This is a genomic window from Pseudoalteromonas sp. HM-SA03, assembly GCF_002289345.1.
GTDB lineage: Bacteria > Pseudomonadota > Gammaproteobacteria > Enterobacterales > Alteromonadaceae > Pseudoalteromonas.
Map to the genome: position 1 here is coordinate 1 of NZ_NSDG01000067.1, position 26032 is coordinate 26032.

Annotated in this window: 23 protein-coding genes, 2 tRNA genes and 2 pseudogenes; 12 read left to right on the top strand and 15 right to left on the bottom strand. The window is 44.3% G+C overall.

Annotation, left to right across the window (positions count from 1 at the left end; all coding sequences use genetic code 11):
• Positions 1–179 precede the first annotated feature (179 nt).
• The 8 genes from CKO50_RS14110 to lolB form a co-directional block, all read right to left on the bottom strand.
• Positions 180–264, bottom strand: a tRNA-Leu gene (locus CKO50_RS14110).
• A 201-nt stretch (positions 265–465) separates the two neighbouring features.
• Positions 466–542: transfer RNA gene (locus tag CKO50_RS14115), tRNA-Met, on the bottom strand.
• Positions 543–852: 310 nt separating this feature from the next.
• Positions 853–1944, bottom strand: coding sequence for a redox-regulated ATPase YchF (gene ychF / locus CKO50_RS14120; protein ID WP_010370435.1), 1092 nt, complete (start codon positions 1942–1944; stop codon positions 853–855).
• A gap of 96 nt (positions 1945–2040) precedes the next feature.
• Positions 2041–2625 carry an aminoacyl-tRNA hydrolase gene (gene pth, locus CKO50_RS14125; RefSeq protein WP_010607356.1) on the bottom strand — a complete coding sequence of 195 codons (585 nt, stop codon included), beginning with the start codon at positions 2623–2625 and terminating at the stop codon, positions 2041–2043.
• A 19-nt stretch (positions 2626–2644) separates the two neighbouring features.
• The gene (locus tag CKO50_RS14130) at positions 2645–3253 is read right to left on the bottom strand and encodes a 50S ribosomal protein L25/general stress protein Ctc (protein WP_095728678.1); all 609 of its coding nucleotides are present in this window, start codon (positions 3251–3253) and stop codon (positions 2645–2647) included.
• Between the two features lie 161 nt (positions 3254–3414).
• Entirely contained in the window at positions 3415–4362 is a 948-nt protein-coding gene (locus CKO50_RS14135) for a ribose-phosphate pyrophosphokinase (RefSeq protein WP_010370444.1), read from the bottom strand.
• 92 nt (positions 4363–4454) lie between these two features.
• Positions 4455–5303, bottom strand: a complete 849-nt coding sequence (ispE, locus tag CKO50_RS14140; RefSeq protein ID WP_095728679.1) for a 4-(cytidine 5'-diphospho)-2-C-methyl-D-erythritol kinase — start codon at positions 5301–5303, stop codon at positions 4455–4457.
• The gene (gene lolB / locus CKO50_RS14145; RefSeq protein ID WP_158299104.1) at positions 5300–5884 is read right to left on the bottom strand and encodes a lipoprotein insertase outer membrane protein LolB; all 585 of its coding nucleotides are present in this window, start codon (positions 5882–5884) and stop codon (positions 5300–5302) included. The genes ispE and lolB overlap by 4 nt, the downstream gene beginning before the upstream one ends.
• An 83-nt stretch (positions 5885–5967) precedes the next feature.
• On the opposite strand from lolB, the gene hemA reads away from it, so the two are divergent.
• The 12 genes from hemA (at position 5968) to rlmM (ending at position 17382) form a co-directional block, all read left to right on the top strand.
• Positions 5968–7224, top strand: coding sequence for a glutamyl-tRNA reductase (hemA, locus tag CKO50_RS14150; RefSeq protein ID WP_010370453.1), 1257 nt, complete (start codon positions 5968–5970; stop codon positions 7222–7224).
• 7 nt (positions 7225–7231) lie between these two features.
• On the top strand, positions 7232–8320 hold the full coding sequence (gene prfA / locus CKO50_RS14155; protein WP_010607352.1) for a peptide chain release factor 1: 1089 nt from the start codon (positions 7232–7234) through the stop codon (positions 8318–8320).
• Entirely contained in the window at positions 8320–9162 is an 843-nt protein-coding gene (prmC, locus tag CKO50_RS14160) for a peptide chain release factor N(5)-glutamine methyltransferase (RefSeq protein WP_095728681.1), read from the top strand. The genes prfA and prmC overlap by 1 nt, the downstream gene beginning before the upstream one ends.
• A gap of 47 nt (positions 9163–9209) precedes the next feature.
• Positions 9210–10751, top strand: coding sequence for a response regulator (locus CKO50_RS14165; RefSeq protein ID WP_095728682.1), 1542 nt, complete (start codon positions 9210–9212; stop codon positions 10749–10751).
• 8 nt (positions 10752–10759) lie between these two features.
• Positions 10760–11128: a SirB2 family protein gene (locus tag CKO50_RS14170; RefSeq protein WP_095728683.1), complete on the top strand. Its 369-nt coding sequence runs from the start codon at positions 10760–10762 to the stop codon at positions 11126–11128.
• Between the two features lie 149 nt (positions 11129–11277).
• On the top strand, positions 11278–12144 hold the full coding sequence (locus CKO50_RS14175) for a tetratricopeptide repeat protein (RefSeq protein WP_095728684.1): 867 nt from the start codon (positions 11278–11280) through the stop codon (positions 12142–12144).
• Between the two features lie 36 nt (positions 12145–12180).
• Positions 12181–13431: a DUF819 domain-containing protein gene (locus CKO50_RS14180; protein ID WP_010607347.1), complete on the top strand. Its 1251-nt coding sequence runs from the start codon at positions 12181–12183 to the stop codon at positions 13429–13431.
• 10 nt (positions 13432–13441) lie between these two features.
• Positions 13442–14296: a 3-deoxy-8-phosphooctulonate synthase gene (gene kdsA / locus CKO50_RS14185; protein ID WP_095728685.1), complete on the top strand. Its 855-nt coding sequence runs from the start codon at positions 13442–13444 to the stop codon at positions 14294–14296.
• Positions 14297–14381: 85 nt separating this feature from the next.
• Positions 14382–15287 carry a transcriptional regulator GcvA gene (locus CKO50_RS14190; RefSeq protein WP_010370478.1) on the top strand — a complete coding sequence of 302 codons (906 nt, stop codon included), beginning with the start codon at positions 14382–14384 and terminating at the stop codon, positions 15285–15287.
• Positions 15284–15922 carry an alpha/beta family hydrolase gene (locus tag CKO50_RS14195; protein ID WP_095728686.1) on the top strand — a complete coding sequence of 213 codons (639 nt, stop codon included), beginning with the start codon at positions 15284–15286 and terminating at the stop codon, positions 15920–15922. The genes CKO50_RS14190 and CKO50_RS14195 overlap by 4 nt, the downstream gene beginning before the upstream one ends.
• The gene (locus CKO50_RS14200; RefSeq protein WP_095728687.1) at positions 15915–16283 is read left to right on the top strand and encodes a DUF423 domain-containing protein; all 369 of its coding nucleotides are present in this window, start codon (positions 15915–15917) and stop codon (positions 16281–16283) included. The genes CKO50_RS14195 and CKO50_RS14200 overlap by 8 nt, the downstream gene beginning before the upstream one ends.
• Before the next feature lie 13 nt (positions 16284–16296).
• Positions 16297–17382 (top strand): 23S rRNA (cytidine(2498)-2'-O)-methyltransferase RlmM, encoded by a 1086-nt coding sequence (gene rlmM, locus CKO50_RS14205; RefSeq protein ID WP_095728688.1) that lies wholly within the window; start codon positions 16297–16299, stop codon positions 17380–17382.
• Between the two features lie 1078 nt (positions 17383–18460).
• On the opposite strand, the gene pilB is transcribed toward rlmM, so the two are convergent.
• The 7 genes and pseudogenes from pilB to CKO50_RS24265 form a co-directional block, all read right to left on the bottom strand.
• Positions 18461–20137 carry a type IV-A pilus assembly ATPase PilB gene (gene pilB / locus CKO50_RS14210; RefSeq protein ID WP_095728689.1) on the bottom strand — a complete coding sequence of 559 codons (1677 nt, stop codon included), beginning with the start codon at positions 20135–20137 and terminating at the stop codon, positions 18461–18463.
• A 109-nt stretch (positions 20138–20246) separates the two neighbouring features.
• A complete protein-coding gene (gene coaE / locus CKO50_RS14215; RefSeq protein WP_095728690.1) occupies positions 20247–20876 on the bottom strand; it encodes a dephospho-CoA kinase in 630 nt (209 codons plus the stop codon).
• A gap of 9 nt (positions 20877–20885) precedes the next feature.
• Entirely contained in the window at positions 20886–21764 is an 879-nt protein-coding gene (locus tag CKO50_RS14220) for an A24 family peptidase (protein ID WP_010607341.1), read from the bottom strand.
• 116 nt (positions 21765–21880) lie between these two features.
• Complete coding sequence (locus CKO50_RS14225) at positions 21881–23116, bottom strand: type II secretion system F family protein (protein ID WP_095728691.1); 1236 nt, start codon at positions 23114–23116, stop codon at positions 21881–21883.
• A 54-nt stretch (positions 23117–23170) separates the two neighbouring features.
• Positions 23171–23603 (bottom strand): annotated as a pseudogene (locus tag CKO50_RS25020) (prepilin-type N-terminal cleavage/methylation domain-containing protein).
• 661 nt (positions 23604–24264) lie between these two features.
• Positions 24265–25103: pseudogene (gene nadC / locus CKO50_RS14235) on the bottom strand (carboxylating nicotinate-nucleotide diphosphorylase).
• 578 nt (positions 25104–25681) lie between these two features.
• The coding region (locus CKO50_RS24265; RefSeq protein ID WP_217989655.1) for a hypothetical protein at positions 25682–26032 on the bottom strand (351 nt) is incomplete at its 5' end.

Sequence of the window (26032 nt, forward strand, 5' to 3'; positions counted from 1 at the left end):
GCTTGGCGATACTCCAACGAAAACTCAAATCTAACTTAAATTGTTGAACCCAGGATTTGAATCTGGGGGGGGGATGAGTGAGGGATCAAAACCTCTCTCTTCTCTGCCTTACCGCTTCCACTTCGTGTCGAGGCGATACTCCAACGAAAATTTGATTGTTTTAGTTCCAATCGAGAACATGGTGCGGAAAGAGAGACTTGAACTCTCACATCCGAAGATACTGGAACCTAAATCCAGCGCGTCTACCAATTCCGCCACTTCCGCACATCTTTTGGCATTAGTTAGTGGAACCTAAATCCAGCGTCTATATTAAGACAACTGCCAATTCCGCCACTTCCGCACATCTTTTAGCATTAGTTATTGGAACCTAAATCCAGCGTCTATATCAAGACAACTGCCAATTCCGTCACTTCCGCACATTTTTTTGCAACAACAAATCGATGAGTTTTGGTAGTAGTTAAAGCATGGTGGCTATGCCCTGATTTGAACAGGGGACCCCATCATTATGAGTGATGTGCTCTAACCAGCTGAGCTACATAGCCATCTCTTTAACTTCTCATCATCGCTGATGCGGGGCGTATTATGCGTATATGCCCCCAAGCCGTCAACACCTTTTTTGCAAAAAATCTGCTAACACAGTTTGTTTGCAGATAAATTAAGCGAAACGGCTTGTTTTTATATCAAATCATGCGGGGCAATTGCAAATTTTTAACAAAACCTGTGAACTTTTATTCCTTTGGAGTCTATAACTTACTCTGAAGAACAAGGTACTTATTTGATTGAAAAGCAGAGTTGATAAAACTAAAAAGGAGCCGAAGCTCCTTTTATTGAAATAGCGTGTAGTAACTATAGTTACACATTAAATAAGAAGTTCATCACATCGCCATCTTTTACGATGTATTCTTTACCTTCTTGACGCATTTTACCTGCGTCTTTCGCACCAGATTCACCACGGAACTCGATATAATCATCAAAGCCGATAGTCTGTGCACGAATAAAACCACGCTCAAAGTCTGTGTGGATTTTACCAGCAGCTTGAGGTGCTGTCGCGCCAACAGGGATAGTCCATGCACGTACTTCTTTTACGCCAGCTGTAAAGTAAGTTTGCAGTTTCAACAACTCATAACCACCACGGATCACGCGGTTTAGGCCTGGCTCTTCTAAGCCTAAGTCATCCATAAACTCTTTCTTATCTTCTTCTTCAAGTTCAGAAAGTTCAGCCTCAATTGCTGCACATACAGGGATCACAACCGCGTCTTCTGCTGCTGCAATTTCACGTACTTTGTCTAGGAATGGGTTGTTTTCAAAGCCATCTTCGTTAACATTGGCGATGTACATAGTTGGCTTGATCGTTAAAAAGTTTAGGTAGCTTATTGCTGCCGCTTCTTCTTTATTTAGCTCAAGTGAGCGAAGCGTTAAGCCTTCGTCCAAGTGCGCTTTCACTTTTTCAAGTACAACAAGTTCAAATTTCGCGTCTTTATCGCCGCCTTTCGCTTTCTTCGCGTTACGTAAAACTGCGCGATCTGCAGTATCCATGTCTGCAAGTACCAGCTCAGTGTTGATTACATCAATGTCTTCAGCAGGATCGATTTGACCAGCAACGTGCACGATATTTTCATTTTCAAAACAGCGAACTACGTGACCGATAGCATCCGTTTCACGGATGTTTGCTAAAAATTGGTTACCTAAACCTTCGCCTTTTGATGCGCCTTTTACCAAACCGGCAATATCCACAAACTCCATTGAAGTTGGGATAGTACGCTGAGGATTTACAATTTCAGCTAGCTGGTCAAGACGAGCATCTGGTACTGGTACTACACCGGTATTCGGTTCGATAGTACAGAAAGGAAAGTTTGCGGCCTCAATGCCCGCTTTAGTCAACGCATTAAATAAAGTAGATTTACCTACGTTAGGTAAACCAACAATGCCACATTTAAAACCCATAGTGTTTATTCCTAAATTTCTACCGTATTATCTCAAGCACGCATCATGGCGAACGAGAAGCTTAGGTATTACTCAATCAATCGCAGCAGTGAACTGTTACGGTTTAAATGAATGTAGTCGATTTTGCGCTTTTAACACACCGTCTTTTGCGAGTATTTCCATACATCGGACTGCTTCATCCACAGCGGCATCAATTTTCTCTTGATCAGCTTGTGGTGCTTTGCCTAAAACCCACCCCGTGACTTTGTCTCTATGTCCTGGGTGACCAATACCAACGCGCAATCGCATAAATTCTTTGTTATTTGCCATTTTAGCGATTATGTCTTTTAAGCCATTGTGACCGCCGTGACCACCACCTTTTTTGAGTTTGGCGATACCGGGTTCTAAATCCATTTCATCGTGAGCAACAAGAATACTCTCGACGGGGATCTTATAAAAATTGGCAAGACTCGCGACCGCTTTACCACTTAAGTTCATATAAGTCGTAGGGATCAGCAATTTAAACTCTTGATTATTGATGAGCACTTTGCCAGTGAGGCCGTGATGTTTAGCGTCTGGTTTTAGGAGGCAGTTGTATCTTCTGGCTAGTTCTTCGATAAACCAAGCGCCAGCGTTATGACGGGTGTTTGCGTATTCGGGGCCTGGATTTGCCAGGCCCACAAGCATTTGAATATTATTCAAGGTGTTAACACCTGAACAATTACTCAGCTGCGTCTTCAGCAGACTCTTCAGCAGGAGCTGCTTTAGGAGCGTTTACTGAAACAACCGCTTGGTCGTGATCTGCACCTTTAGCAAGTTCAACTGAAACAACGCCAGCTGGAAGCTTGATATCAGATAGGTGTAGAGTTTCGCCAACAGCTAGAGTCGCTACGTCAACTTCGATGAACTCAGGAAGTCTTGCTGGAAGACAAGTGATTTCAATTTCAGTTAGTTGGTGAACGATAGTGTTGCCACCTTTAGTTGCTTTCTCTTCGTTGATGAAGTGAACAGGAACTTTAGTGTGAAGCTTTTGAGAAGCATCAACGCGTTGGAAGTCTAAGTGAGTGATCTTAGGCTTGTACGGGTGACGTTGCATATCTTTAAGAATTGCTTCAACAGACTCACCGCCAATGTTTAGCGTTAGGATGTGAGTGTAGAAACCTTCGTCTTCTTGCGCTTTCAATACTTTGTTGTGATCAAAAGTTAGTGAAACTGCATCTTTACCAGCACCGTATAGGATTGCAGGAACTTTGTCAGCGCGACGTAGGCGGCGGCTCGCACCAGTACCTAGGTCAGAACGTACTTCAGCGTCTAATTTATATACAGACATGGATGTCTCCAAAATAATTTAAGTTAATGTGTCAGAGAGCTCGCGACCAAGCTCCCTGCCTAAAAAAGGCGCGCCAATATACCACTAACGCACTTGCAATGAAACCTATAAAACAAAAAAAGCACCAGAGGTGCTTTTTGGCTAATCAGTTTTGGTGCCGATTAGTGTTGAAACATCGCAGAGATTGACTCTTCGTTGCTGATACGGCGGATAGTTTCGGCCATCATATCTGCAAGTGTTAGTACTTTGATGTTATCAAGCGCTTTCAATTCATCAGAAAGTGGAATTGAATCAGTCACGATAACTTCATCGATAACTGAGTTGCGTAGATTTTCCGCAGCATTGCCCGAAAGTACTGGGTGGGTTGCGTAAGCGAATACGCGTTTTGCACCGTGCTCTTTAAGTGCTGCTGCTGCTTTACATAAAGTACCGCCTGTATCTATCATGTCATCGACAATGATACAGTCACGACCAGCAACATCACCAATGATATGCATAACTTGAGAAACGTTAGCCTGTGGACGACGCTTATCAATGATCGCTAGGTCTTTATCATCTAACAGTTTTGCAATCGCACGAGCACGAACCACACCACCGATATCAGGTGAAACTACTACTACATCTTCGAACTTACGCTCTTTCATGTCTTCGATTAGCACTGGGCTACCGAATACATTGTCAACAGGTACGTCGAAGAAGCCTTGGATTTGTTCTGCGTGTAGGTCAACGGTAAGAACACGGTCAACACCTACGCTTGAAAGGAAGTCTGCAACAACTTTAGCAGTAATTGGAACACGAGCAGAGCGCACGCGGCGGTCTTGACGTGCGTAACCGAAATAAGGAATAACGGCTGTGATACGACCAGCAGATGCACGACGTAGCGCATCAACCATGACGATTAACTCCATTAAATTATCATTTGTAGGAGCACATGTTGATTGGATGATGAATACATCTGAACCACGAACGTTTTCGTTGATTTGAACGCTAATTTCACCGTCGCTAAAACGGCCAACAACAGCATCACCTAACTCAATAAACAAACGTTTTGCAACTTTTTGAGCTAGCTCAGGTGTTGCGTTACCAGCGAAGAGCTTCATGTCGGGCACGGTAGGGTTCCTCAGGCACTGAATTTTTTGGACTAACATGCAATGACCATGAAATAAAAAAGTCAAAACAAGCTAACTTAAACAATTTACTTCTAGTTTTGCCAAGCGCGCAATTGTCGATGACAAATTGACACACTTGTATTTTGGGCAATAAAGCCCTGCCAAGATGAAGGTAGAGTTTCGAGCACACGCAGCGCTGCCTCACGATTTTCAAACTCCGCGAAACAACAAGCTCCAGTACCAGTCATTTTGGTTGGTGCATATTTTAGCAACCACGCGAGGGTCTTTTCAACCTCGGGGTAAAGCTTTTTGACAAGAGTTTGACAGTCGTTGCCCGTATCCGAGAGTTTCCAACCACTTTTTAGCTTAGGCGTATTGCGCGGTAAGTCTGGGTGGGTAAAGACTAACGCGGTGCTGACATGAACGGGGGGGGCAACCACCAAATACCATTTTTTTTCGATGTCAATTGGCTCAAGTTGCTCGCCAACGCCGTGGGCTACAGCTGTTTTACCTTCAACAAAAACAGGCACATCGGCACCTAGCTGGAGACCGAGTTTTGCAAGTTCTGGGATAGTAAGCTGACATTGCCACAGCGTATTGAGTGCCAATAAAGTTGTGGCAGCATCGGACGAGCCACCACCAACACCTCCACCCATGGGAAGCCGTTTATTTAACTGAATATCGACACCAGCAGTTATTTTTTTATAGGGCTCAAGAATTTTGGCGGCTTTATAAATGAGGTTATCTTCGAGTGGAATGCCTGCGGTGTCACCACAAATGACGATTTCCTGCTGGTTACTGGTTAGCGTAAAAGCTAATTCATCACCAAAATCTAAGAAAGTAAATAAAGTTTCTAGTTCATGGTAGCCGTCTTCTCGACGGCCATTGATATGCAAAAAAAGATTTAATTTTGCCGGAGCGCTTAGCGTCAATGTCTTCATTTAAACTGCCATGAAGTGATTAATACTTTGACCTCGATATTGGTCGACGAGAGTTTCATGCGGCTAGGCAGCCACATTCCGTCTTGCATTTTATATTGTTGATAGGTGATTTGCCACACTCGGCCAGATGGGCTTTGCCATTGTGCATTGCTTATTCTGCCAAGGTCATCAAGTTCACTGGCTGGTGCTTCAACTAAGCCCGTTAGCCATTGAGGGGCTTGATTGACCGGAAGAGAGAGACCACTTAAACGCTTAACCAAATCGCTACTATCCATGCCTTTATGGACATTGTCTTCAAAGGTCAGCTCCGAGTGTGTGTCTAATTCTTCTAGTTCGAATATGCGGGTGCCCACAAAACTGGTTAAAATCAGATTTTGTTTCTCTTCTTTTAAGTACCAATTAAAGTTAGCAGATTGACGATTGTCTGGGGCAATAAATGCAAGTTTACCTCTCGCTTGCCAATTTTTTTGTTGTTTTAGTCTAGATTGCCAGTCTTGTGCTACGTTTTGCTGAGGTAATTGTTGCGCACAACCGGTTAAAATTAATAAAAATATGAGTAAAATCAAATGAAGTTGTCTCAAAGGCCTTTCCTTACTTTCCATATTCGATTGATTTTTGGTAAAATTGCCGGCTTTAAAGCAGGGCTCGAGCAATACTGGCATCTATGACCATCATCGCACTTGGTATCAATCACAAAACCGCGTCTGTAGAATTACGTGAAAAAGTGGCGTTTTCTCCAGAACAGCTTACAGAAGCATTGCACCAACTCCAACATTCTTCGCAGTTTAAAGAATCTGTGATTGTGTCGACCTGCAATCGAACCGAGATCTATTGTAGCCTTGAGTCTGCTGATCCCCAAGCACTACTCGGTTGGTTGTCAGATTTTCATAACATAGAGCAACGAGACTTAACAGAAAATGTCTATGTGCATATGAATCAGGATGCGGTGAACCATTTAATGCGAGTTGCCTGCGGTCTTGATTCATTGGTGTTAGGTGAGCCACAAATTCTTGGGCAAATTAAACAAGCTTTTAGTACGGCCAAACAACACCATGCAATTCAGCCAACATTTGAGCGTTTATTCCAAAAAACTTTTTCAGTGGCGAAGCAAGTGCGCACCGAAACCGATATTGGTGCAAGTGCTGTCTCAGTGGCGTATGCCGCTGTTAATTTAGCAAAGCATATTTATGGTCAATTGGATAAAACTCAGGTCTTGTTAATTGGTGCCGGTGAAACGATTGAGTTAGTTGCTAAACACTTATCGCAGCATAATCCAAAGTCAATCACAGTCGCGAATCGTACAATTGAGCGCGCACAAAACCTAGCAAAAGAAGTTGGCGGTAGTGTTATTTCACTGGCACAGTTGCCAGATGCGCTACCAAGTGCAGACATTGTTATTAGTTCAACCGCGAGCACCTTACCAATTATCGGTAAGGGGGTAGTAGAGCAAGCGCTTAAAAAACGTCGCCATAAACCCATGTTATTTATCGATATCGCGGTGCCTCGCGATATCGAAAGCCAAGTGTCAGAGTTGGATGCTGCTTATCTTTATTCAGTTGATGACCTGCAGGCGATAGTCAATGAAAACTTGGCCAGTCGAGAACAAGCGGCCATTGAAGCGCAGCAGATCATCGATGTACGCACGCAAGAGTTTTCCGAGTGGCAACGTTCGCTGCATTCAGTGGATGTGATTAGGCAGTATCGCCAAAGCGCGCAAGAAATTAAAAATGAGCTCGTGGACAAAGCACTAAATCAGCTACAATCGGGCAAAGAAGCAGATAAAATTATTATTGAATTAGCAAATAAGCTGAGTAATCGACTAACACACGCACCAACGCGCGCCATTCAAGAGGCTGCGAAAGAAGGCGATATAGATAAGTTAGCGCAACTCAAGCAAACATTAGGTATTGAGCAGGAATAACGTGTAAATGAAAGAGTCTGTATATCGTAAGTTAGAAACCTTAGTAGAGCGCTATGAAGAAGTTCAAGCGATGCTAAGCTCGCCTGAGGTGATTAGCGATCAGAACCGCTTTCGCGCCTTGTCAAAAGAGTTTTCAGAATTGGAAGACGTAGTTAAAGCGTTTACAGCCTACCAACAGGCTCAGGAAGACGTCGCAACTGCTGAAGAAATGTTAAAAGACTCAGATCCAGACATGCGTGAAATGGCACAGGAAGAGTATAAAGAAGCAAAAGCTGCCATTGCTGCGCTTGAAGATGACCTTCAAGTATTGATGTTACCCAAAGATCCAAAAGACAATAACAACGTATTCTTGGAAGTGCGTGCGGGAACCGGTGGTGATGAAGCCGCGATTTTCGCTGGTGATTTATTCCGTATGTATAGCCGCTATGCAGAAACGCAAAAGTGGCGTGTTGAAATCGTAAGCGCTAACGAAGGCGAGCACGGTGGCTATAAAGAAGTTATCGCTAACATTAGTGGCGACGGTGTTTATGGCAAACTTAAGTTTGAGTCTGGCGCTCACCGTGTACAACGTGTGCCTGAAACCGAATCTCAAGGCCGTGTTCACACCTCTGCATGTACGGTTGCCGTGATGGCAGAGATCCCAGAGGCAGAAGCAATTGAAATTAATCCATCGGATCTAAAAGTGGATACTTTCCGTGCGTCAGGTGCCGGTGGTCAGCACGTCAACAAAACCGATTCTGCTATTCGTATCACTCACTTGCCGACAGGCGTTGTGGTTGAATGTCAGGACGAACGTTCACAACATAAAAATAGAGCGAAAGCGCTGTCTGTACTAAGTGCGCGCTTACAGCAAGCAGAAGATGAAAAACGTGCAGCAGCAGAAGCTTCTGAACGTCGTAATCTAGTAGGTAGCGGTGACCGCTCTGAGCGTATTCGTACTTACAACTTCCCGCAGGGCCGTATTACCGATCACCGTATCAACTTGACGCTATATCGCCTTAATGAAGTGATCTCCGGTGAGTTGGGTGCTGTTATCGATCCGCTGGTTATTGAATATCAGGCTGATCTATTAGCAGCAATGAGCGAAAGCGATTAATGCCAACACTTAACATTGCCCAAGCCGTTGCTTGGGCAACCTCTGAGTTGTTACCACACTCCGAGTCAGCAAAGCTCGATAGCGAAGTGTTATTACTCCATGTTATCGATAAAAACCGCACTTATCTCTTTACTTGGCCCGAAGCTGAGCTTTCAACATTAGAGCAGCAGCGATTCGAAGAATGTATCGCACGCCGTGTTACGGGAGAGCCCGTGGCACACATCACAGGTCAAAGAGAATTCTGGAGCTTGCCTTTAAAAGTCAACAACAGTACGCTTATTCCAAGGCCAGATACCGAAACACTGGTTGAGCATGTTTTAACTCTCAGCATGCCAAATGACGCTCAGGTGCTAGACTTAGGAACAGGTACAGGTGCGATTGCACTGGCGTTGGCGAGTGAATATCCAGCTTGGCAAATCACAGCCGTAGATGCTTCAGCAGACGCCGTGGCGCTTGCAAAGTCTAATCAATCTCAATTGGGCTTTGACAACGTGTCGATTTTGCAAAGTGATTGGTTTAGCGCAGTTACAGAGCAACAGTTTGATTTGATTGTGAGTAATCCACCTTATATTGATGAAGCCGATCATCACTTATCACAAGGAGATGTGAGGTTTGAGCCACTCAGCGCGTTGGTTGCGGATGAACATGGCTATGCGGATATTTTTCATATTATCAGGACGGCTAAGCAACACCTGAACTCGGGAGGATATTTGCTACTTGAACATGGCTTTGAGCAAGCAGATAAGATCCAACAGTTTTTTGCAGAAATGGCGTATATTAATATACTTACAATAAAAGATATGGCAGGGTGTGATAGAGTGACGTTGGCAATGTTGCCGTAAAGTCATGAACTCACACGAAAGTTAGGCGCTTCAATAGGATCCGCAATATGGATGATTTTTTGTTTTCAGACGAACCCGCTGACGTAGTTGAACCTGAAAAAGTAGGCACTTGGAAGGTTATTATTGTCGATGATGAGCCCGAAGTGCATGCAGTGACAAAATTAGCACTGAGTGACTTTGAGTTTCAAAAAAAGCGTCTGGAATTTATTAGCGCTTATTCGGGTGAAGAAGCAAAGAAAATCGTCGATGCCAATCCCGATGCTGCGGTGGTATTGCTGGATGTTGTCATGGAAACCGACGATGCTGGTTTGCAGGTCGCAAAATACATTCGTGAAACCGCCAAAAACAACCATATCCGTATCATTTTAAGAACTGGTCAGCCAGGTCAAGCGCCTGAACGCCAAGTTATCGTGAACTACGATATCAACGACTATAAGTCAAAAACAGAACTCACCGCGCAAAAGCTCTTTACTGTGGTCATGTCGAGTTTACGTTCATATCGTGACATCCTCGCCATCGATCAATCAAGACAAGGGCTTGAGAAAATCATTAAAGCCTCCCGCGATATTTTTGCTACTCACTCAATTGAGAGTTTTATTGAGGGGGTGCTACAGCAACTTACTTCGCTGATAGGCACGGTCGACCAAGCCATGTATGCAACGTCACTTGCGGCGGGTAAAGAGCCTGGTCAAACGAACGATCAATTAGTTGTATTTGCAGGGCGTGGAGAGTTTGAAAGTAGCGAAGGTAAGCCGATTTCTGAAGTGCTTAGCAGCGATCAAATGGATGCTTGCTTAAAAGCACTACAAGATAAAGACATTGTATATAAAGACAATTATCTATTCGCCTATTGCTCCAGTGACTATAACCACGCCTCAATGCTATTTGTGTCTGGTATTCCTGAATTCTTAACCGAAACCCAGCGCCATTTAATCGATATTTTTGCTCAGAATATGCAATTGGCGTACGAAAATGTACAGCTACAAGCCGAGATTGAAGATACCCAGCAAGAACTGGTGATCCGTTTAAGTGAAGCGCTTGAGCTTCATTCCACCAATACCGGCAACCATGTTAAGCGCGTTGCATATCTTTGTCATATGCTTGCCAAAGAAATGGGTCTTTCTGATAAAGAAGCTGAGCTGGTGAAAATGGCGTCACCACTGCACGATGTGGGTAAAGTTGGAATTCCTGACGCGATTTTAAATAAGCCTAGCAAGCTGGATGATGAAGAGTGGAAAGTCATGCAAACCCATACAGACAAAGGCTTTGACTTGTTAAAAGATTCTCGCCGTGAAATTGTCAGTGCGGGCGCGTTAATCGCTCGAGACCACCATGAAAAATGGGATGGTAGCGGTTATCCGAAAGGTAAAAAAGGTGATGAAATACACCTTTATGGTCGCATCGTAGCACTAGCTGATGTGTATGATGCGTTACGCCATAAACGTTGCTACAAAGAGGCATGGAGCCAAGAAGATGCACAAAAAGAGATTACTGCGCAAAAGGGAAAACACTTTGACCCCAAACTCGTGGATGTATTCAACCGTTGTATTAATGAGTTAGAATTGATCCTACAACGTTTCCCTGATTAGAGAATAATATGGATTACATGGCGTTAAAACATACGCACTTACTATTTGTGGTATTGAGCATAGTGCTATTTTACACTCGCGCGTTTTCGTGTTTGGGTTCTGGTAAATTAGCAACAAACAAAGGCGTGTTTATTACCAGCCACAGTGTAGACACTTTACTGTTAGTTTCAGCGGTTATTTTGGCGGTAACGGCGGGGGNTGCACAACAACCTTGGCTGCTACAAAAAATCGTATTGGTGTTTGGTTATATTGCGCTGGGTTTTGTTATTGCAAAAGCAAGTGTTAAAAAGACCAAATATTTGGCGTTAGGCGCTGCAACACTGGTACTAATGGCCATCGCGCACCTTGCCGTGAGCAAACAAGGCTTCTTTGCTTAACCACTTCAATTAGCGCTTGGCTTATCACCGAGCGCTTCTATATCACCATAATAAGTAAACATTTTTACTATTTCAGTGAACGATAGATTGGTATTACTAAATTTCCCCCCTTGGGAATATGATAAAAAGTGGTAAACTAGTCGTTCTAAATGAAATCAATTCAAGAGAAACCGAATTCTATGAAGAATGATATCTGGTTAGATGAGAATGACTTATCTCTCGATGACAATTCAGATGCATTTTCCTATCCGCCGTTGATCCGTTGTATCAAGGCTGAGCAAAGTTGGGATGCACAAGCTGATACCAATGAAACTTTGTGTCAGTTAGCAGAGCTTGAATTTGCCGTGGATGAAATTCGCCATAAGCATACAAACAATCATAAATGTTTGGATGAAATATTAGACGCTTTTTATACCTTGTGGCTATTCAGTAGTAGCAGTCAAAAGGTGCCTGAATATAAGCTCAATAGCGTTTGTTACGCACTTTCTATGCGCAGTGGTACCAATACCGCACTGGGTCTTGTCTTAGTGCATCTGCTTGAACGTGCGAAATTAGAGGCCAGTCTTGCTCTAAGCCAAGGGGAGATTGTGGTGCACGTCGCTTTTAGCGAAGAGGAAGGTTATGTCATTGAGCCAAGCTCAGGCCACCAGAGCTGGTACATAATTCCAGAAAACGAAAACAACCAAGACAAAGAGCAAGAAAAAGACCAAGAGCCGATGGAGCTTATTTTTAATGAAGAGTCGTTAAAGCTTTATTTGTCTCAGCAAAAGTGGGCGTTTATTGCGGCAGAAAAGTTTGGTCACGCGTTAAGTTGCGTCGAGCAATTGATGGATATCTTAGGCGATGATCCTTACGAACGTCGTGATAGAGGCTATCTACTCAACCAATTAAATTGTCCGAAGATGGCAAAAGACGACTTACAATTTTTTGTTGATGAATGTCCGGACGACCCAACCATTGAAGTGATCCAGCATCAGATCAAAGAGTTGGCCGATCATAATAATATTTTGCATTAAAAATAGTTATATAAAAAATAATAACAGCGAGGATTTATGGAGCAAAGCGCTGCGCTCGTTACCAATAACGCGGTAATTATGGGCCTATTGGCCGTTATTCTGGGATTTGTTTTTTACACATCGAGTCAAAAAAGCGGAGTTTGGGCAAAGTTTTACAAGTACGTGCCGGCGCTGTTGATGTGTTATTTCTTACCATCTCTGTTAAATACCTTTGGTATCGTTGATGGCAACAATAACGATGTTTACACGGTAGCAAAGTATTACCTGTTACCCGCTTGTTTGGTGCTATTGACACTGAGTATTGACCTAAAATCGATAGCGGCTTTGGGTAAAAAGGCGATTATCATGTTCCTAACGGGAACGGTGGGTGTGGTGATTGGTGGCCCAATTGCGCTTTTACTTACTGCTACCTTTATGCCTGAGCTACTAGGTGTAACTGGCCCAGAAGCTGTATGGCGTGGTATGGCCGCGCTTGCAGGAAGCTGGATTGGTGGCGGTGCCAATATGGTGGCGATGAAAGAGATTTACGGCGCAGGCGGAGAAATCTTCACCATTATGGTAACGGTTGATATCGTTGTCGCAAACTTGTGGATGGCGTGCTTACTCTATATGGCGGCGCGCAATAAAGAAATTGATGCGCGTACAGGGGCGGATACTTCTTCAATCAATCGCCTAATTGACAAAGTGCAAGCATTTGAAGCCGAGCATGCAAGAAAGCCCGAACTTAAAGATTTGATGATCCTAGTTGGTTTTGCTTTTGGTGCAACGGGGCTTGCGCATTTTGCTGCGGACTTACTGGTGCCATTTTTTAGTAGTAACTACCCAGAGCTGAAGAAGTTCTCTCTTCACAGCAAACTGTTTTGGATCATAGTCCTCGTTACGACCATAGGTCTGGCACTTTCGTTTACCAAAGCACGTCAATATGAAGCGGTTGGCGCGTCAAAAATTGGCTCGAGCTTTTTATATATTTTAGTAGCAACCATTGGTCTACACATGGATATCACCAAAATTGTTGAGGCGCCTAAATACGTCGTTATTGGTGTTATTTGGATGGCCGTGCATGTTGGTTTGTTATTTATCGTTGCTAAATTAATTAAAGCACCTGTGTTTTATGTTGCCGTTGGCAGTAAAGCAAACATTGGTGGTGCGGCATCTGCGCCGGTGGTGGCCTCGGCTTTCCACCCAGCGCTTGCTCCGGTCGGTGTGTTACTGGCGGTGCTCGGTTATGCCCTTGGTACTTATATGGCTTGGTTATGCGGACAATTGCTTCGTGTAATAGGCAGCTAAAGGATAAAAAATGAATACAGATATTATTAACCTTGCGGGACGAGAAGTTGCAAACGATAAGCCGTTTGTACTGTTCGGTGGAATGAATGTGCTTGAGTCTCGTGACTTAGCAATGCAAATCGCAGAGCATTATGTTGAGGTCACAAGTAAACTTGGGATCCCATACGTATTTAAAGCGTCATTTGATAAAGCCAATCGCTCGTCAATTAACTCTTACCGTGGCCCTGGCATGGAAGAAGGCTTAAAGATTTTTGAAGAAATCAAAAAGACCTTTAATGTACCGGTTATCACCGATGTGCATGAGCCATTCCAAGCAAAACCCGTTGCGGAAGTTGCTGATGTGATCCAGTTACCTGCGTTTCTCGCTCGTCAAACTGACTTAGTAGTTGCTATGGCAGAAACTGGTGCGGTGATCAACGTGAAAAAGCCACAGTTTTTAGCGCCACATGAAATGCGTCATATCATTAAGAAAATCAATGAAGCGGGCAATGACAAAGTTATCCTCTGTGAACGCGGCAGCAGCTTTGGCTATAACAACTTGATCGTAGATATGCTGGGCATGGATGATATGAAGCGTATGGCTCCTGTTATTTTTGATGCGACACATGCGCTACAGCGTCCTGGTGGTCGTAGCGACTCTGCTGATGGCCGTCGTGCTCAGGCTGCTGAGCTTGCTCGTAGCGGTATGGCACTTGGGTTAGCTGGACTCTTTATTGAAGCGCATCCGAATCCAAATGAAGCTAAGTGTGATGGTCCTTGTGCATTGCCATTGGCTAAACTTGAAGGCTACCTACAACAGATGAAAGCGGTAGATGAGCTAGTTAAGAGTTTTGCGCCACTGGACACCAGCGCAGCTGATTTATAATCTATACCCAAGCGACCTCATAATTAGATGTTGTTTGGGGATTTTACTTGCCCGCGGTTAGCGGGTTTTTTATAGGCATGAATGAATGTCACGACGAGTTCCACCATTAAATGCATTAAAAGCCTTTGAGGCGGCGGCACGACACCTGAGCTTTACCAAAGCAGCAGAGGAGTTGTACGTCACTCAAGCTGCGGTTAGTCATCAAATTAAAATCTTAGAAGAACATCTAGGTTTAAAACTGTTTTTGCGAAAAAATCGCTCCTTACTGTTAACTGAGGAAGGGCAGGGCTATTACCTCGATATTAAAGATATTTTTTCACAATTAATTGATGCAACTGAAAAGCTCCTTGCGCGAGGCGCAAAAGGGTCGTTAACGGTGAGTTTGACGCCGAGCTTTGCAATTCAATGGTTGGTACCAAGGCTGAGTAACTTTAATGAGTTGCACCCTGAAATCGACGTACGGATCAAAGCCCAAGATCACGACGACAACTCGTTAACGGATGACGTTGATGTCGCAATTTACTACGGTCGTGGTAACTGGAATGGGGTGCAAACCCATAAGCTACATACCGAGTACTTTGTGCCATTGTGTAGCCCATTTTTGTTAACTGGCCCCAAACCGCTTAATCAGCCAAGCGACCTTGCGCAACATACTTTACTCCATGACACCACGCGTCGCGCTTGGAAGGCATGGATGAAAACCGCTGGGGTCAGAAATGTGGCGGTAAATACCGGGCCTATCTTCAGTCACTCTTCTATGGTGTTACAGGCAGCAATTCACGGCCAAGGCGTGGCGCTGGGCAATAGCGTATTGGCAAGACCGGATATAGATGCAGGGCGACTGGTTATTCCGTTTAGTCACCACCTTGAAAGTAAAAATGCCTATTACTTGGTATTTAGAGAGTCGCAGTCAGAGCTGGGTAAAATAGTTTCATTCAAAGAATGGATGCTCGGTATGGTAGAACACGAACAAGAGTTAAATAGTTTATGAGCGCAGTAAATATTGAATGGCACTATGCTGAAAACCCTGTTGCACAGTTTATTTTTGCCCATGGTGCAGGTGCAGGAAGCGATAGTGATTTTATGCAAGAAATGGCTAAATTGCTTGTTTCTAAGGGCGTTCAAGTTGGGCTCTTTGATTTTGAATATATGCAGCAAGCCAAACAAGAAGGAAAAAAACGTCCACCAGAGCGTGCTCCTAAGCTACTCGCGTATTTTCAGCAAGTACTGGCAGCAGTAGAACCAAGTTTACCGCTCTTTATTGGTGGTAAGTCAATGGGTGGGCGTATGGCATCTATGCTGGCCTGTGAAACCACCGTAAAAGTGGAAGGGGTACTTGCGTTTGGTTATCCATTCCACCCGCCTGGTAAGCCGGAAAAGCTCAGAGTGGACCATTTTCCTGAGCTGAAATGCCCGCTGCTCATTTTACAAGGCGAACGTGATACCTTTGGCAACCGCACTGAGGTTGATGCCATGTGCTTTCCAGAGCAAGTCATGGTGAAATGGCTCAAAGATGGCGACCATTCACTCAAGCCACGTAAAGTGAGTGGCGTAAGCGAGTCAGAGAGCCGCGCGAATGCTGCCGTGATAGCGGCGAATTTTATTAAGGAGCGCTGTCATGGCTAAGCTCTACTTGATTATTGGCAGCGTGTTTTGTTTGTTGTCTGTGGCACTGGGGGCGTTTGCCGCTCACGGTCTCAAAGGACGTTTGAGCGACTATGCCATTGGTATTTTTAATACGGCGGCACAGTACCAAATGACTCACGGCCTTGCCATTATTGCCACCGCGTTTTTAATCAAATGGGGCCTCAAGGTGCAAGTTGCTGGCGGTTTCTTTATTATGGGTGTATTGCTATTTAGCGGTAGTCTGTACTTACTAGCCTTAACGGGCATGAAATGGCTAGGGCCAATCACCCCAATTGGTGGTACCTGTTTTTTAATTGCTTGGATTTTATTGATAGTTCAAGCTGCTAAATCTTCCTTTTAATCTAGAGAATCTAATGTCGAGTATCGTTATCTATTGTCGCGGTGGTTTTGAAAGTGACGCCGCAGCCGAAATTAATCATTATGCTGCAAAGCATGGAATTGCTGGCTACGTAAAAGCTAAGCCGAATACTGCTTTTGTAACATTTGAGTGTTTTTCGCCAAATGATGCTGAGACCTTAGCGAAAAAAATCGACTTTAAGAAACTGGTGTTTGCAAGGCAGTGGTTTGTTGGCACTTTGCATACCCATATGCCGATTGAAGACAGAGTGAGCGTGATAAAAGCGGCGGTGGAAGGCTTTCCTTTGTGTGGTGAGCTGCGCGTTGAAACGCCAGATACTAACGAAGGAAAGGAACTTTCTAAATTCTGCAAAAAGTTTTCAACGCCTTTGTCTAAGGCGCTCGAGAAGCAAAATAAGCTGACTCGTGAGGTAAAACCTGCCAAGCCTGTATTACATGTATTGTTCCTTGCTAATAACACCGCTTATGTGGGTTATTCGTTTAGTGATAACAATTCGCCATTCTTTATGGGGATCCCACGTCTGAGAATGCCATCGGACGCACCAAGCCGCTCGACGCTAAAATTAGACGAGGCATTCCATGTCTTTGTGCCTAAAGATCAACAAGAGACTCGTGTGTGCGCGGGGATGCGAGCCGTTGATTTAGGTGCTTGTCCCGGCGGTTGGACATATCAACTCGTACGTCGTGGCATGTTTGTCGCCTCAATTGATAATGGCCCGATGAATGATGACCTGATGGAAACGGGACAAGTGAAGCACTATCGTGAAGATGGATTCAAATATCGCCCAGAAAAACGCAATATTGATTGGCTGGTGTGTGATATGGTCGAAAAGCCAACGCGTGTTGCTGATCTGATGGTGGACTGGGTGGTGAATGCGTTTGCTCGAGAGCTGATCTTTAACTTAAAGCTACCGATGAAAAAACGCTTCGACAGTGTGTATGAATGTCTTACGCTTATCCATGAAGAGCTACAAAAGTACAATGTGGATTATGAGATCCAAGCAAAACACCTATATCATGACCGTGAGGAAGTCACGGTACATATTAATGTGCTTAAAGTACCGCAAAATTTGTATAGCTGATTTGTAGGAGCGATTTTACATCGCGAACTTTTTCATCAATCTCGCTGCATAAAGCTATTCCACACAGGCGTTACCTTAGTTGTAGGAGCGATTTTATATCGCGATCTTTTTCATAAAGCTCGCCGCGTAAAGCGGCTCCCACAGGGAGGCTAGATTATTTGTAGGAGCGATTTTACATCGCGAGCTTTTACATCAATCTCGCCGCGTAAAGCGCCTCCCACACCGATGTTAGCTTATTTGTAGGAGCGATTTTACATCGCGAACTTTTTCATCAAGCTCGCCGCGTAAAGCGGCTCCCACACGGGCGTTACCTAATTTGTAGGAGCGATTTCACATCGCGATATTTTTCATCAAGCTCGCCGCGTAAAGCGGCTCCCACACGGGCGTTACCTAATTTGTAGGAGCGATTTTACATCGCGATATTTTTCATCAAGCTCGCCGCGTAAAGCGGCTCTCACACCGATGTTAGCTTATTTGTAGGNAGCGATTTTACATCGCGATATTTTTCATCAGGCTCGCCGCGTAAAGCGCCTCCCACACGGGTGTTAGCTTATTTGTGGGCGCGATTTCACATCGCGATATTTTTTATCAAGCTCGCCGCGTAAAGCGCCTACCACACCGATATTATCTTATTTGTGGGCACGATTTTACATCGCGATATTTTTCATCAAGCTCGCCGCGTAAAGCGCCTACCACACCGATGTTAGCTTATTTGTAGGCGCGATTTCACATCGCGAACTTTTTCATCAAGCTCGCCGCGTAAAGCGGCTCTCACGCGGGCGTTACCTAATTTGTAGGAGCGATTTCACATCGCGATATTTTTCATCAAGCTCGCCGCGTAAAGCGGCTCTCACACCGATGTTAGCTTATTTGTAGGCNGCGATTTCACATCGCGAACTTTTTCATCAAGCTCGCCGCATAAAGTGGCTCCCACACGGATGTTACCTTATTTGTGGGGGCGATTTTACATCGCGAGCTTTTACATCAATCTCGCCGCATAAAGCGCCTCCCACACCGATGTTAGTTTATTGGTGGGAGCGATTTTACATCGCGATCTTTTTGTCTTAATCAATCAGTCTTAATAACTCGTTACGCGGTTGATTTCCGTAAGCGATGTCACCCCTGCGGCGGCTTTTTTCAGGCCAGATTTACGTAAGTTATCAAAACCTAACTGCTCTGCTTTTTCGGCAATCTCAAGAGAATTACCCCCTTCCATGATCAGGTGCGAAAGCTCTGGCGTGATTTTTACCACCTCATAAATACCCACACGGCCTTTGTAACCATCGGTGCAGTTTTCACAGCCTTTAGGCGCGAAAAGGGTAATCTCTTTAATTTGCTCGGCTGTAAAGCCTTGCCCTAGCAAGGCTTCTTCCGGCAGCGTTTCAGGTGTTTTACACTTAGGGCAAAGGCGTCTTGCGAGACGCTGAGCAATAATCAAACTCACCGAGCTTGCTACGTTGTATGCCGGCACGCCCATGTTTAATAGCCGGGTGAGCGTTTCAGGCGCAGAATTGGTGTGCAGCGTACTCAATACTAAGTGACCGGTTTGGGCGGCTTTTATTGATATTTCAGCGGTTTCAAGGTCACGGATCTCACCAACCATCACTACATCCGGATCCTGACGTAAGAATGCTCTCAAGGCATTGGCGAAGGTCATATCCGCTTTGGTATTGATTTGTACTTGGTTAATACCCTCAAGGTTTATTTCGACAGGGTCTTCCGCGGTGCTGATATTGCGCTCTGGCTGATTAAGAATATTCAAGCCAGTGTAAAGTGACACGGTTTTACCAGACCCCGTTGGACCGGTTACCAAAATCATGCCTTGAGGCTGCTCTAGTGCGTCGAGGTAAAGTTGTTTTTGCTCAGGCTCATAACCTAGCACGTCAATGCCGAGCATGGCGCTGGACGAATCTAGAATACGCATTACGATTTTCTCGCCCCACATGGTAGGCAGCGTACTCACACGAAAGTCGATACTTTTGCGCTCGGAAATCTTTAATTTAATGCGGCCATCTTGCGGTTTGCGTTTTTCCGCTATGTCTAAGTGCGCCATCACTTTGATACGGGCGGCGAGGCGAGTAGCCAGCGTATTTGGTGGACTTGCCATTTCATGCAGCAGGCCATCGATACGAAAACGCACGCGGTATTTTTTTTCGTAGGGCTCAAAGTGCAGATCCGACGCGCCTTTTTTTATCGCGTCCATTAAGATTTTATTGATATAAACGATGATTGGCGCATCGTCTTTGTCTTCGTTGGTGTTTTGCTGTTTAGGCTCGTCATCAACTTCTAAGTCGGCAAATTCTTTAAATTCTTCTTCAGAGATCGAGAGGCCACCTGTTGCATCAAACAGCTGATCAATCTTTGCTTCGAGCTTTTTGTAGTCGGCGACTAAGACTTCGCACTGTAGTCCAGTACTAAACTCAAAGTTTTCAAATGCGCCGAAATCAGTAGGATCAGAAGCCGCAACGTAGAGTTTTCTACCTTTTTGTACCAGCGGTAAAATATGGTGTTTACGGATCAGCTTTTCTTTGACTAGCGCTGGTGGTATTTCACTGATGTTAAAGTGATCAAGATTAAAAAATGGCACCTTGAATAAGTCTAGGCATTCTTCAGCTAGCTCTTTGGAGCTCATTCCTGAACTTAGGCAAATCAATTCGGCGGTGGTGTTTGCTTCTGACTGGCGAGACTTTATTTGCTCAGCAGTGACTCGCCCTAAGGTAATAAATTTACGCAGTAGCGGGGAATGATGTTCCATAGTACCTCTTTGCCTTCACATTGAATGCATATTCAATATTTATCATTAAGTTGGAAAAATGCCAAGTTATCACTGTGAGTGTAGATTAAGTTTTACAGCCAAGTCTAGCCTAATTATTTAGTCTTACTTTCACTTTTGCTAGATTGATAAACTCATTGTGTAATCTATCTGTCTCTTGCAGGCTTTCAAGTAGCGGTCGGTCGTTGTCTAGTATGTAGTCCGCTTTTGCTTGTTTATCTGCGCGCGGTAACTGCGACTCGATAATACGGTTTACTTGCGCTGCATCGACCGAATCTCGGCTGATTGTTCTCGCGATTTGCGTATCAACCGCGACATCAACAAGTAAAGTGGCGTCGCAGTACCGCTCTAAGCCATTTTCGAACAGCAGGGGCGCCGCTAAAACCACGTAATCGCTTTGCGCTGCGTTTAACTGCGTGAGTATTTCATTACGGATAAGCGGGTGAAGTAGCTCATTAAGCCACTGTTTTTTATCGGCATTAGCAAAAATAATGGCTCTTAACTTGGCCCTGTCTAAGTTGCCGTCAGGCTGTAAAATGGCACTGCCAAACTCATCAGCAATCGCTTGCAGCCCTGTGCTGCCTAGTGCGACTACTTCTCGTGCAACGATATCGGCGTCAACAACTACTATCCCTTTTTGCTGCAAGTGATTAGTGATGGCCGTTTTACCCGCACCAATACCGCCCGTCACCCCTAAAATCCAATTATTCGTTTTTAGCATTGTCTTACTTTACATTATTAAGTTTACGTACCACAGCTGTAGCTGCTCGCCGTACATTAGGGTGATCCAGCCTGCGATGGCTAAGTAAGGGCCAAATGGGATTGGGGTGGCTTTATCTCGGCCTTGAACACTTAATTGGATACTACCAATAATTGCGCCGACTAGGCTTGATAGTAGTACTATGGTTAGAATTGCTTGCCAGCCCATCAATGCACCAAAGATGGCTAGCAGTTTAAAGTCGCCATAGCCCATGCCTTCTTTACCTGTGAGTAATTTAAAGAGCCAATACACACTCCATAAACTCAAATAACCTATCGCCGCACCAATGATGGCATCATTGGGTTCGATGCCAACACCAAAACAACTGGCAACTAGTACTAACCATAAGGTTGGTAGCGTTAACTGATCGGGCAGCAACATTTCGTCTATATCGATAACCGTAAGTGCGACTAACACCCAAGTAATCAATATATACAGAGTAGCTTCTAAAGTGGCACCAAAATGCCAAGCAACCCATGTGGAGAGTAGGGCGGTTGTTAGCTCCACCAAAGGATAGCGTACTGAGATTGACGCATCGCAGTGGTTGCATTTGCCTTTTAATAATAGCCAGCTGATCAGTGGAATGTTTTGCCACGCTTTAATCGGCGTTTTGCAGCTAGGGCAATGAGAATTTGGTTTAATTAAATTAAATACGGGTGCTTCAGTGGTTTGTGTTGGTAGCTCATCGGCAAGCAACACGCGACATTCTGATTGCCAGCTCTGCTTCATCATTTTAGGCAAGCGAAGAATAACCACATTGAGGAAGCTGCCGATGCAAAGACTAACGAGTCCGACAGTGAGTAACCAATACCATAACTGGGTTTGCATCAAGTTGATAATATCTTGCATAAGTTGGGCGCTTGCTTATATTTTTTTGTTTAAATTACCGAGGCATACTCGGTATGGATTTTTGCAGTTTACCACACAGCACTGCACCTCATAATAGTGTAATTTTGTGAACAAAATTAAATAACAGAGCCTAGTTGGAATATCGGTAAGTACATGGCAATGATAAGGCCACCGATCAGTACGCCGAGCACCACCATAATGAGTGGCTCTAATAGGCTAGAAAGGCCATCCACCGCATCATCGACTTCTTGCTCATAAATGTTTGCAACCTTTGCCAGCATACCATCTAAAGAGCCTGATTCTTCACCAATAGACACCATTTGCACCACCATATCAGGGAATACTTTGGTGTTATGCATTGCCCAGTGCATTTGGTTACCCGAGTTAACCTCTGCTTTTATTTCTTTAATTGCGTTTTTGTAGATAATATTGCCTGAAGCACCAGCAGCAGAATCAAGTGCATCACCAAGTGGAACACCCGCAGCAAAGGTGGTAGAAAGGGTACGAGCATAACGCGCCACCGCCGCCTTTTTAAGGATCTCGCCAATCACTGGAATACGTAAAACCATACGATCGTTAAAATGCTTTACCGCAGCACTGCGAATAAGCATTTCTTTATAGGTATAACCAAATAGGCCAATACCGAGTATAAATACCCACCAATATTCCTGCATAAATTCGGAAATCGCGATAACCATCAACGTAAAGGCGGGGAGTTCGGCACCAAAACCGGCAAAGATATCTTGAAATTGAGGTACCACAAATATTAGAAGGATTGTTGTTACAATCAATGCAACGACAATCACCGCAATAGGATAGAACAGCGCCTTTTTGATTTTAGATTTTAGCGCTTCTGTTTTTTCTTTATAGAGTGCTATGCGGTCAAATATGGTATCAAGTGCTCCCGATTGCTCCCCTGAATGGACAAGGTCACAATAGAGTTCATCAAAATATCTGGGGTAAGCACGTAATGCTTTCGCTAAAGGCTGACCTGCCTTCACTTCATCGCCCACATGACCTATGAGTTTAGACAATGATTTATTTTTGCTGCCTCTGGCCAGCATCTCAAGAGTCTGTACTAGAGATACACCAGCAGTCAACATAGTGGCAATTTGTCTTGTGACCGTTGCAATATCTTGAGGAGTGATTTTTTGCGCACCAGACAAACCAAACAGAGGTTTAGGTTTACGCTTGACTTTAGAAGGAGTAATGCCCTGTTTTCTTAGTTGCGCTTTGACTAAAGCGACACTCGAGCCTGTTATTTCGCCTTCGAGGCGTTTACCTCTATTATTTACTCCGACCCAAATAAAGGTGTCTAAAGTATTACTAGATTCTATAGATTTTTTATTCATGGATTAGAGTATTAGTTGAAATTAACGGGGAGGTTGAATCTCCCCGATAATTTATTAGCAGAGGTTTGTAATAGTGGCTTTAGTGCAAGAACCACTTTTGGTAAATACATATGTTGAAGGGGCAGCCTTTTTAGGATCGATTGTTGGGGGAGTTAAAATATAGTCATAGCTACCCGCGACAGCCGTACCAGTAGCTGTTATTACTCCAGTGGTTTTAGTGATTGTTAAACTGGCTAANTGTTGCCGCAGGAGCTGCAATACCCAATTCAGCAAACTCGTCACATGAGGCGATAACGTTATTATTAGTTTGCAAGCATTCTGTCATAGTAGTTCTTACAGAGGAAGCTGCGGTTACAACTTCAGTAAAACGGGCTTTTACTGTGTAGTCCTGATAAGCAGGAAGTGCTACTGCTGCCAAAATACCTACGATTGCAACTACAATCATTAGTTCGATTAGGGTAAAACCACCCTGTTGTTTTTGAGTCATGATGTGTCTCCTAAATTTTAAGTGACTTAACCATAATAGGTTTAAGTTAAGCGTTTATTAAAACCTTTGCAATAAATACCAATCCATCGAATCAACAAACTGGTGTGCTCAAATTGACTTAACGGCGCCCAAGAAGGTGAAGCAAGTTTATCATTCAAACATCTTGAAAACTAAACCCGTTAAGTTTGTGACCGTTCCCTAATCAACTAGAAGTGTAGCACCGATTTAGTTTTAGCGATCACAATTAACATTTACTTTAATAGTAAACGCTGAGCTCAGCAATTGAATTTTAATAATAAATTATTGATTCTCTTGCGGTAGCTCAAGCTTTTCTAATATCGGTTCAAAAAACGAACGGAACCAATCGTTACCGAACATTAAGATCTTGTTACACTCTAGTTCTTTTGTCGTATTTAACGGGTTTTAAGTAGGTTTGTCAACGAAATAGAAAACTTTCTCTATTACGTGGTATTACAAAGTGAGCCCAACATTATTTGCTGGTATGAAGTCGTATTCTTTTTAAAAATGAAAAATCCGATACCTTAAGGTGCAAACAAATCAACCAAAGTGAGTGATTTATTGGTTACTAAGTAGCACTACAAAGAAAAGGATAGGGCCCGGCAATCAGCCCTATCAGAACACTTTTTAAATTTAGCGAAAGTTATTCGAAGCGCATCGACAGGTCGATGCTTTGTACATGTTTGGTCAGTGCGCCGCTTGAAATAAAATCAACACCGGCTTGTGCGTAAGTCGTCAAAATTTCAATGGTCATATTACCAGAGACTTCCAGCTTGGCTTTGCCTTGCGTGATTTCAACCGCTTGTTGAATTTCACTCACACTGAAGTTGTCCAGCATAATAATATCGCTGCCCGCATCTAAGGCTTGTTGTAATTCGCCTAGGTTTTCTACTTCAACTTCTACCGGCTTGTCTGGGTGGTTATTACGCGCAGTCGCAACGGCTTTGGCGATACCGCCACAGGCGGCAATGTGGTTTTCTTTAATAAGATACGCGTCGAAGNAATTCTATGATTTTTACCACCACCACATTTAACGGCGTATTTTTGTAGCGCTCTTAATCCAGGGATGGTTTTACGTGTATCTAGCAGTTTAGTTTGCGTACCGCTCAGCACTTCAACATACTTAGCTGTGGTGGTTGCCGTGCCCGATAGCGTTTGTACAAAATTAAGCGCCGTGCGCTCTGCGGTTAGAATCGCTCTCGCTGAGCCGCTTGCGGTAAACAAACGGGTGTTGGCGGCAACAAAATCGCCGTCGTTCACAAGTACGTTGACGCTAACACTTGGGTCGACCTGCTGAAAAACTTCTTCGATTAACGCCTTGCCAACGAACACACAATCTTCCCTTGTGATCACATAGGCATTTGCTTGCTGCGTTTCTGGGATAAGGGCTGCGGTAATATCACCTTCGTTTGGTGTTTGATAATTAAGGTCTTCGTCTAGCGCCTGCTTTACCATTTGGCTGATAAGGTTTTGGTCAATCATAGGTTGTCTTTTCATTTTTTCTGCAATGGCCGAATTTTACGCGCGTTTGCCTAGGAGTACAATTGATGGAGAAGAATTCACGATATTTGGCGGGGTGGCTTTTATTTCGCGGGGTAAACCCGCTGCTACGATTATGTATTGCTTGCTGTTGAGCCCTTGTGTGTTTTCGTAGCAGCGACTTTATGTCGCGACAGTGTGTTTGAAATGCAAAGCCGTGTTTGTAGAGGATGAGTTGGCGGTTAAAACGGAGGTCGCGGGGTAAACCCGCTGCTACGTGTATGTGTAGCTTGCTGTTGAGCCCTTGTGTATTTTCGTAGCAGCGACTTTATGTCGCGACAGCGTGTTTGAAATACAAAGCCGTGTTTGTAGAGAATGAGTTGACTGCCAAAATGGAGGTCGCGGGGTAAACCCGCTGCTACGATTATGTGTAGCTTGCTGTGATTTTATGCCGAAAACCAATATGTATTTTCGTAGCAGCGACTTTATGTCGCGACAGCGTGTTTGAAATACAAAGCCGTGTTTGTAGAGGATGAGTTGGCGGTTAAAACGGAGGTCGCGGGGTAAACCCGCTGCTACGGTTAGGTGTTGCTTGCTGCGACTTCCGTCGAAACCAATGTGTGTTTTTGTAGCAGCGACTTTATGTCGCGACAGCGTGTTTGAAATACAAAGCCGTGTTTGTAGAGGATGAGTTGGCGGTTAAAACGGAGGTCGCGGGGTAAACCCGCTGCTACGGTTATGTGTTGCTTGCTGCGACTTCCGTCGAAACCAATGTGTGTTTTCGTAGCAGCGACTTTATGTCGCGACAGCGTGTTTGAAATACAAAGCCGTGTTTGTTGAGGATGAGTTGGCTGCCAAAACGGAGGTCGCGGGGTAAACCCGCTGCTACGGTTAGGTGTTGTTTGCTGCGACTTCCGTCGAAACCAATGTGT

What these genes read in the sequence shown, in the direction of transcription:
- CKO50_RS14175 (WP_095728684.1), top strand. Translation starts at nt 11,278, where the DNA reads ATGAAATCAATTCAAGAGAAACCGAATTCTATGAAGAATGATATCTGG.
- CKO50_RS14130 (WP_095728678.1), bottom strand. Translation starts at nt 3,253, where the DNA reads ATGTCTGTATATAAATTAGACGCTGAAGTACGTTCTGACCTAGGTACT.
- pilB (WP_095728689.1), bottom strand. Translation starts at nt 20,137, where the DNA reads ATGGAACATCATTCCCCGCTACTGCGTAAATTTATTACCTTAGGGCGA.
- CKO50_RS14220 (WP_010607341.1), bottom strand. Translation starts at nt 21,764, where the DNA reads ATGCAAGATATTATCAACTTGATGCAAACCCAGTTATGGTATTGGTTA.
- rlmM (WP_095728688.1), top strand. Translation starts at nt 16,297, where the DNA reads ATGTCGAGTATCGTTATCTATTGTCGCGGTGGTTTTGAAAGTGACGCC.
- ispE (WP_095728679.1), bottom strand. Translation starts at nt 5,303, where the DNA reads ATGAAGACATTGACGCTAAGCGCTCCGGCAAAATTAAATCTTTTTTTG.
- kdsA (WP_095728685.1), top strand. Translation starts at nt 13,442, where the DNA reads ATGAATACAGATATTATTAACCTTGCGGGACGAGAAGTTGCAAACGAT.
- coaE (WP_095728690.1), bottom strand. Translation starts at nt 20,876, where the DNA reads ATGCTAAAAACGAATAATTGGATTTTAGGGGTGACGGGCGGTATTGGT.
- prfA (WP_010607352.1), top strand. Translation starts at nt 7,232, where the DNA reads ATGAAAGAGTCTGTATATCGTAAGTTAGAAACCTTAGTAGAGCGCTAT.
- CKO50_RS14190 (WP_010370478.1), top strand. Translation starts at nt 14,382, where the DNA reads ATGTCACGACGAGTTCCACCATTAAATGCATTAAAAGCCTTTGAGGCG.
- ychF (WP_010370435.1), bottom strand. Translation starts at nt 1,944, where the DNA reads ATGGGTTTTAAATGTGGCATTGTTGGTTTACCTAACGTAGGTAAATCT.
- hemA (WP_010370453.1), top strand. Translation starts at nt 5,968, where the DNA reads ATGACCATCATCGCACTTGGTATCAATCACAAAACCGCGTCTGTAGAA.
- CKO50_RS14165 (WP_095728682.1), top strand. Translation starts at nt 9,210, where the DNA reads ATGGATGATTTTTTGTTTTCAGACGAACCCGCTGACGTAGTTGAACCT.
- CKO50_RS14180 (WP_010607347.1), top strand. Translation starts at nt 12,181, where the DNA reads ATGGAGCAAAGCGCTGCGCTCGTTACCAATAACGCGGTAATTATGGGC.
- prmC (WP_095728681.1), top strand. Translation starts at nt 8,320, where the DNA reads ATGCCAACACTTAACATTGCCCAAGCCGTTGCTTGGGCAACCTCTGAG.
- CKO50_RS14195 (WP_095728686.1), top strand. Translation starts at nt 15,284, where the DNA reads ATGAGCGCAGTAAATATTGAATGGCACTATGCTGAAAACCCTGTTGCA.
- CKO50_RS14225 (WP_095728691.1), bottom strand. Translation starts at nt 23,116, where the DNA reads ATGAATAAAAAATCTATAGAATCTAGTAATACTTTAGACACCTTTATT.
- CKO50_RS14200 (WP_095728687.1), top strand. Translation starts at nt 15,915, where the DNA reads ATGGCTAAGCTCTACTTGATTATTGGCAGCGTGTTTTGTTTGTTGTCT.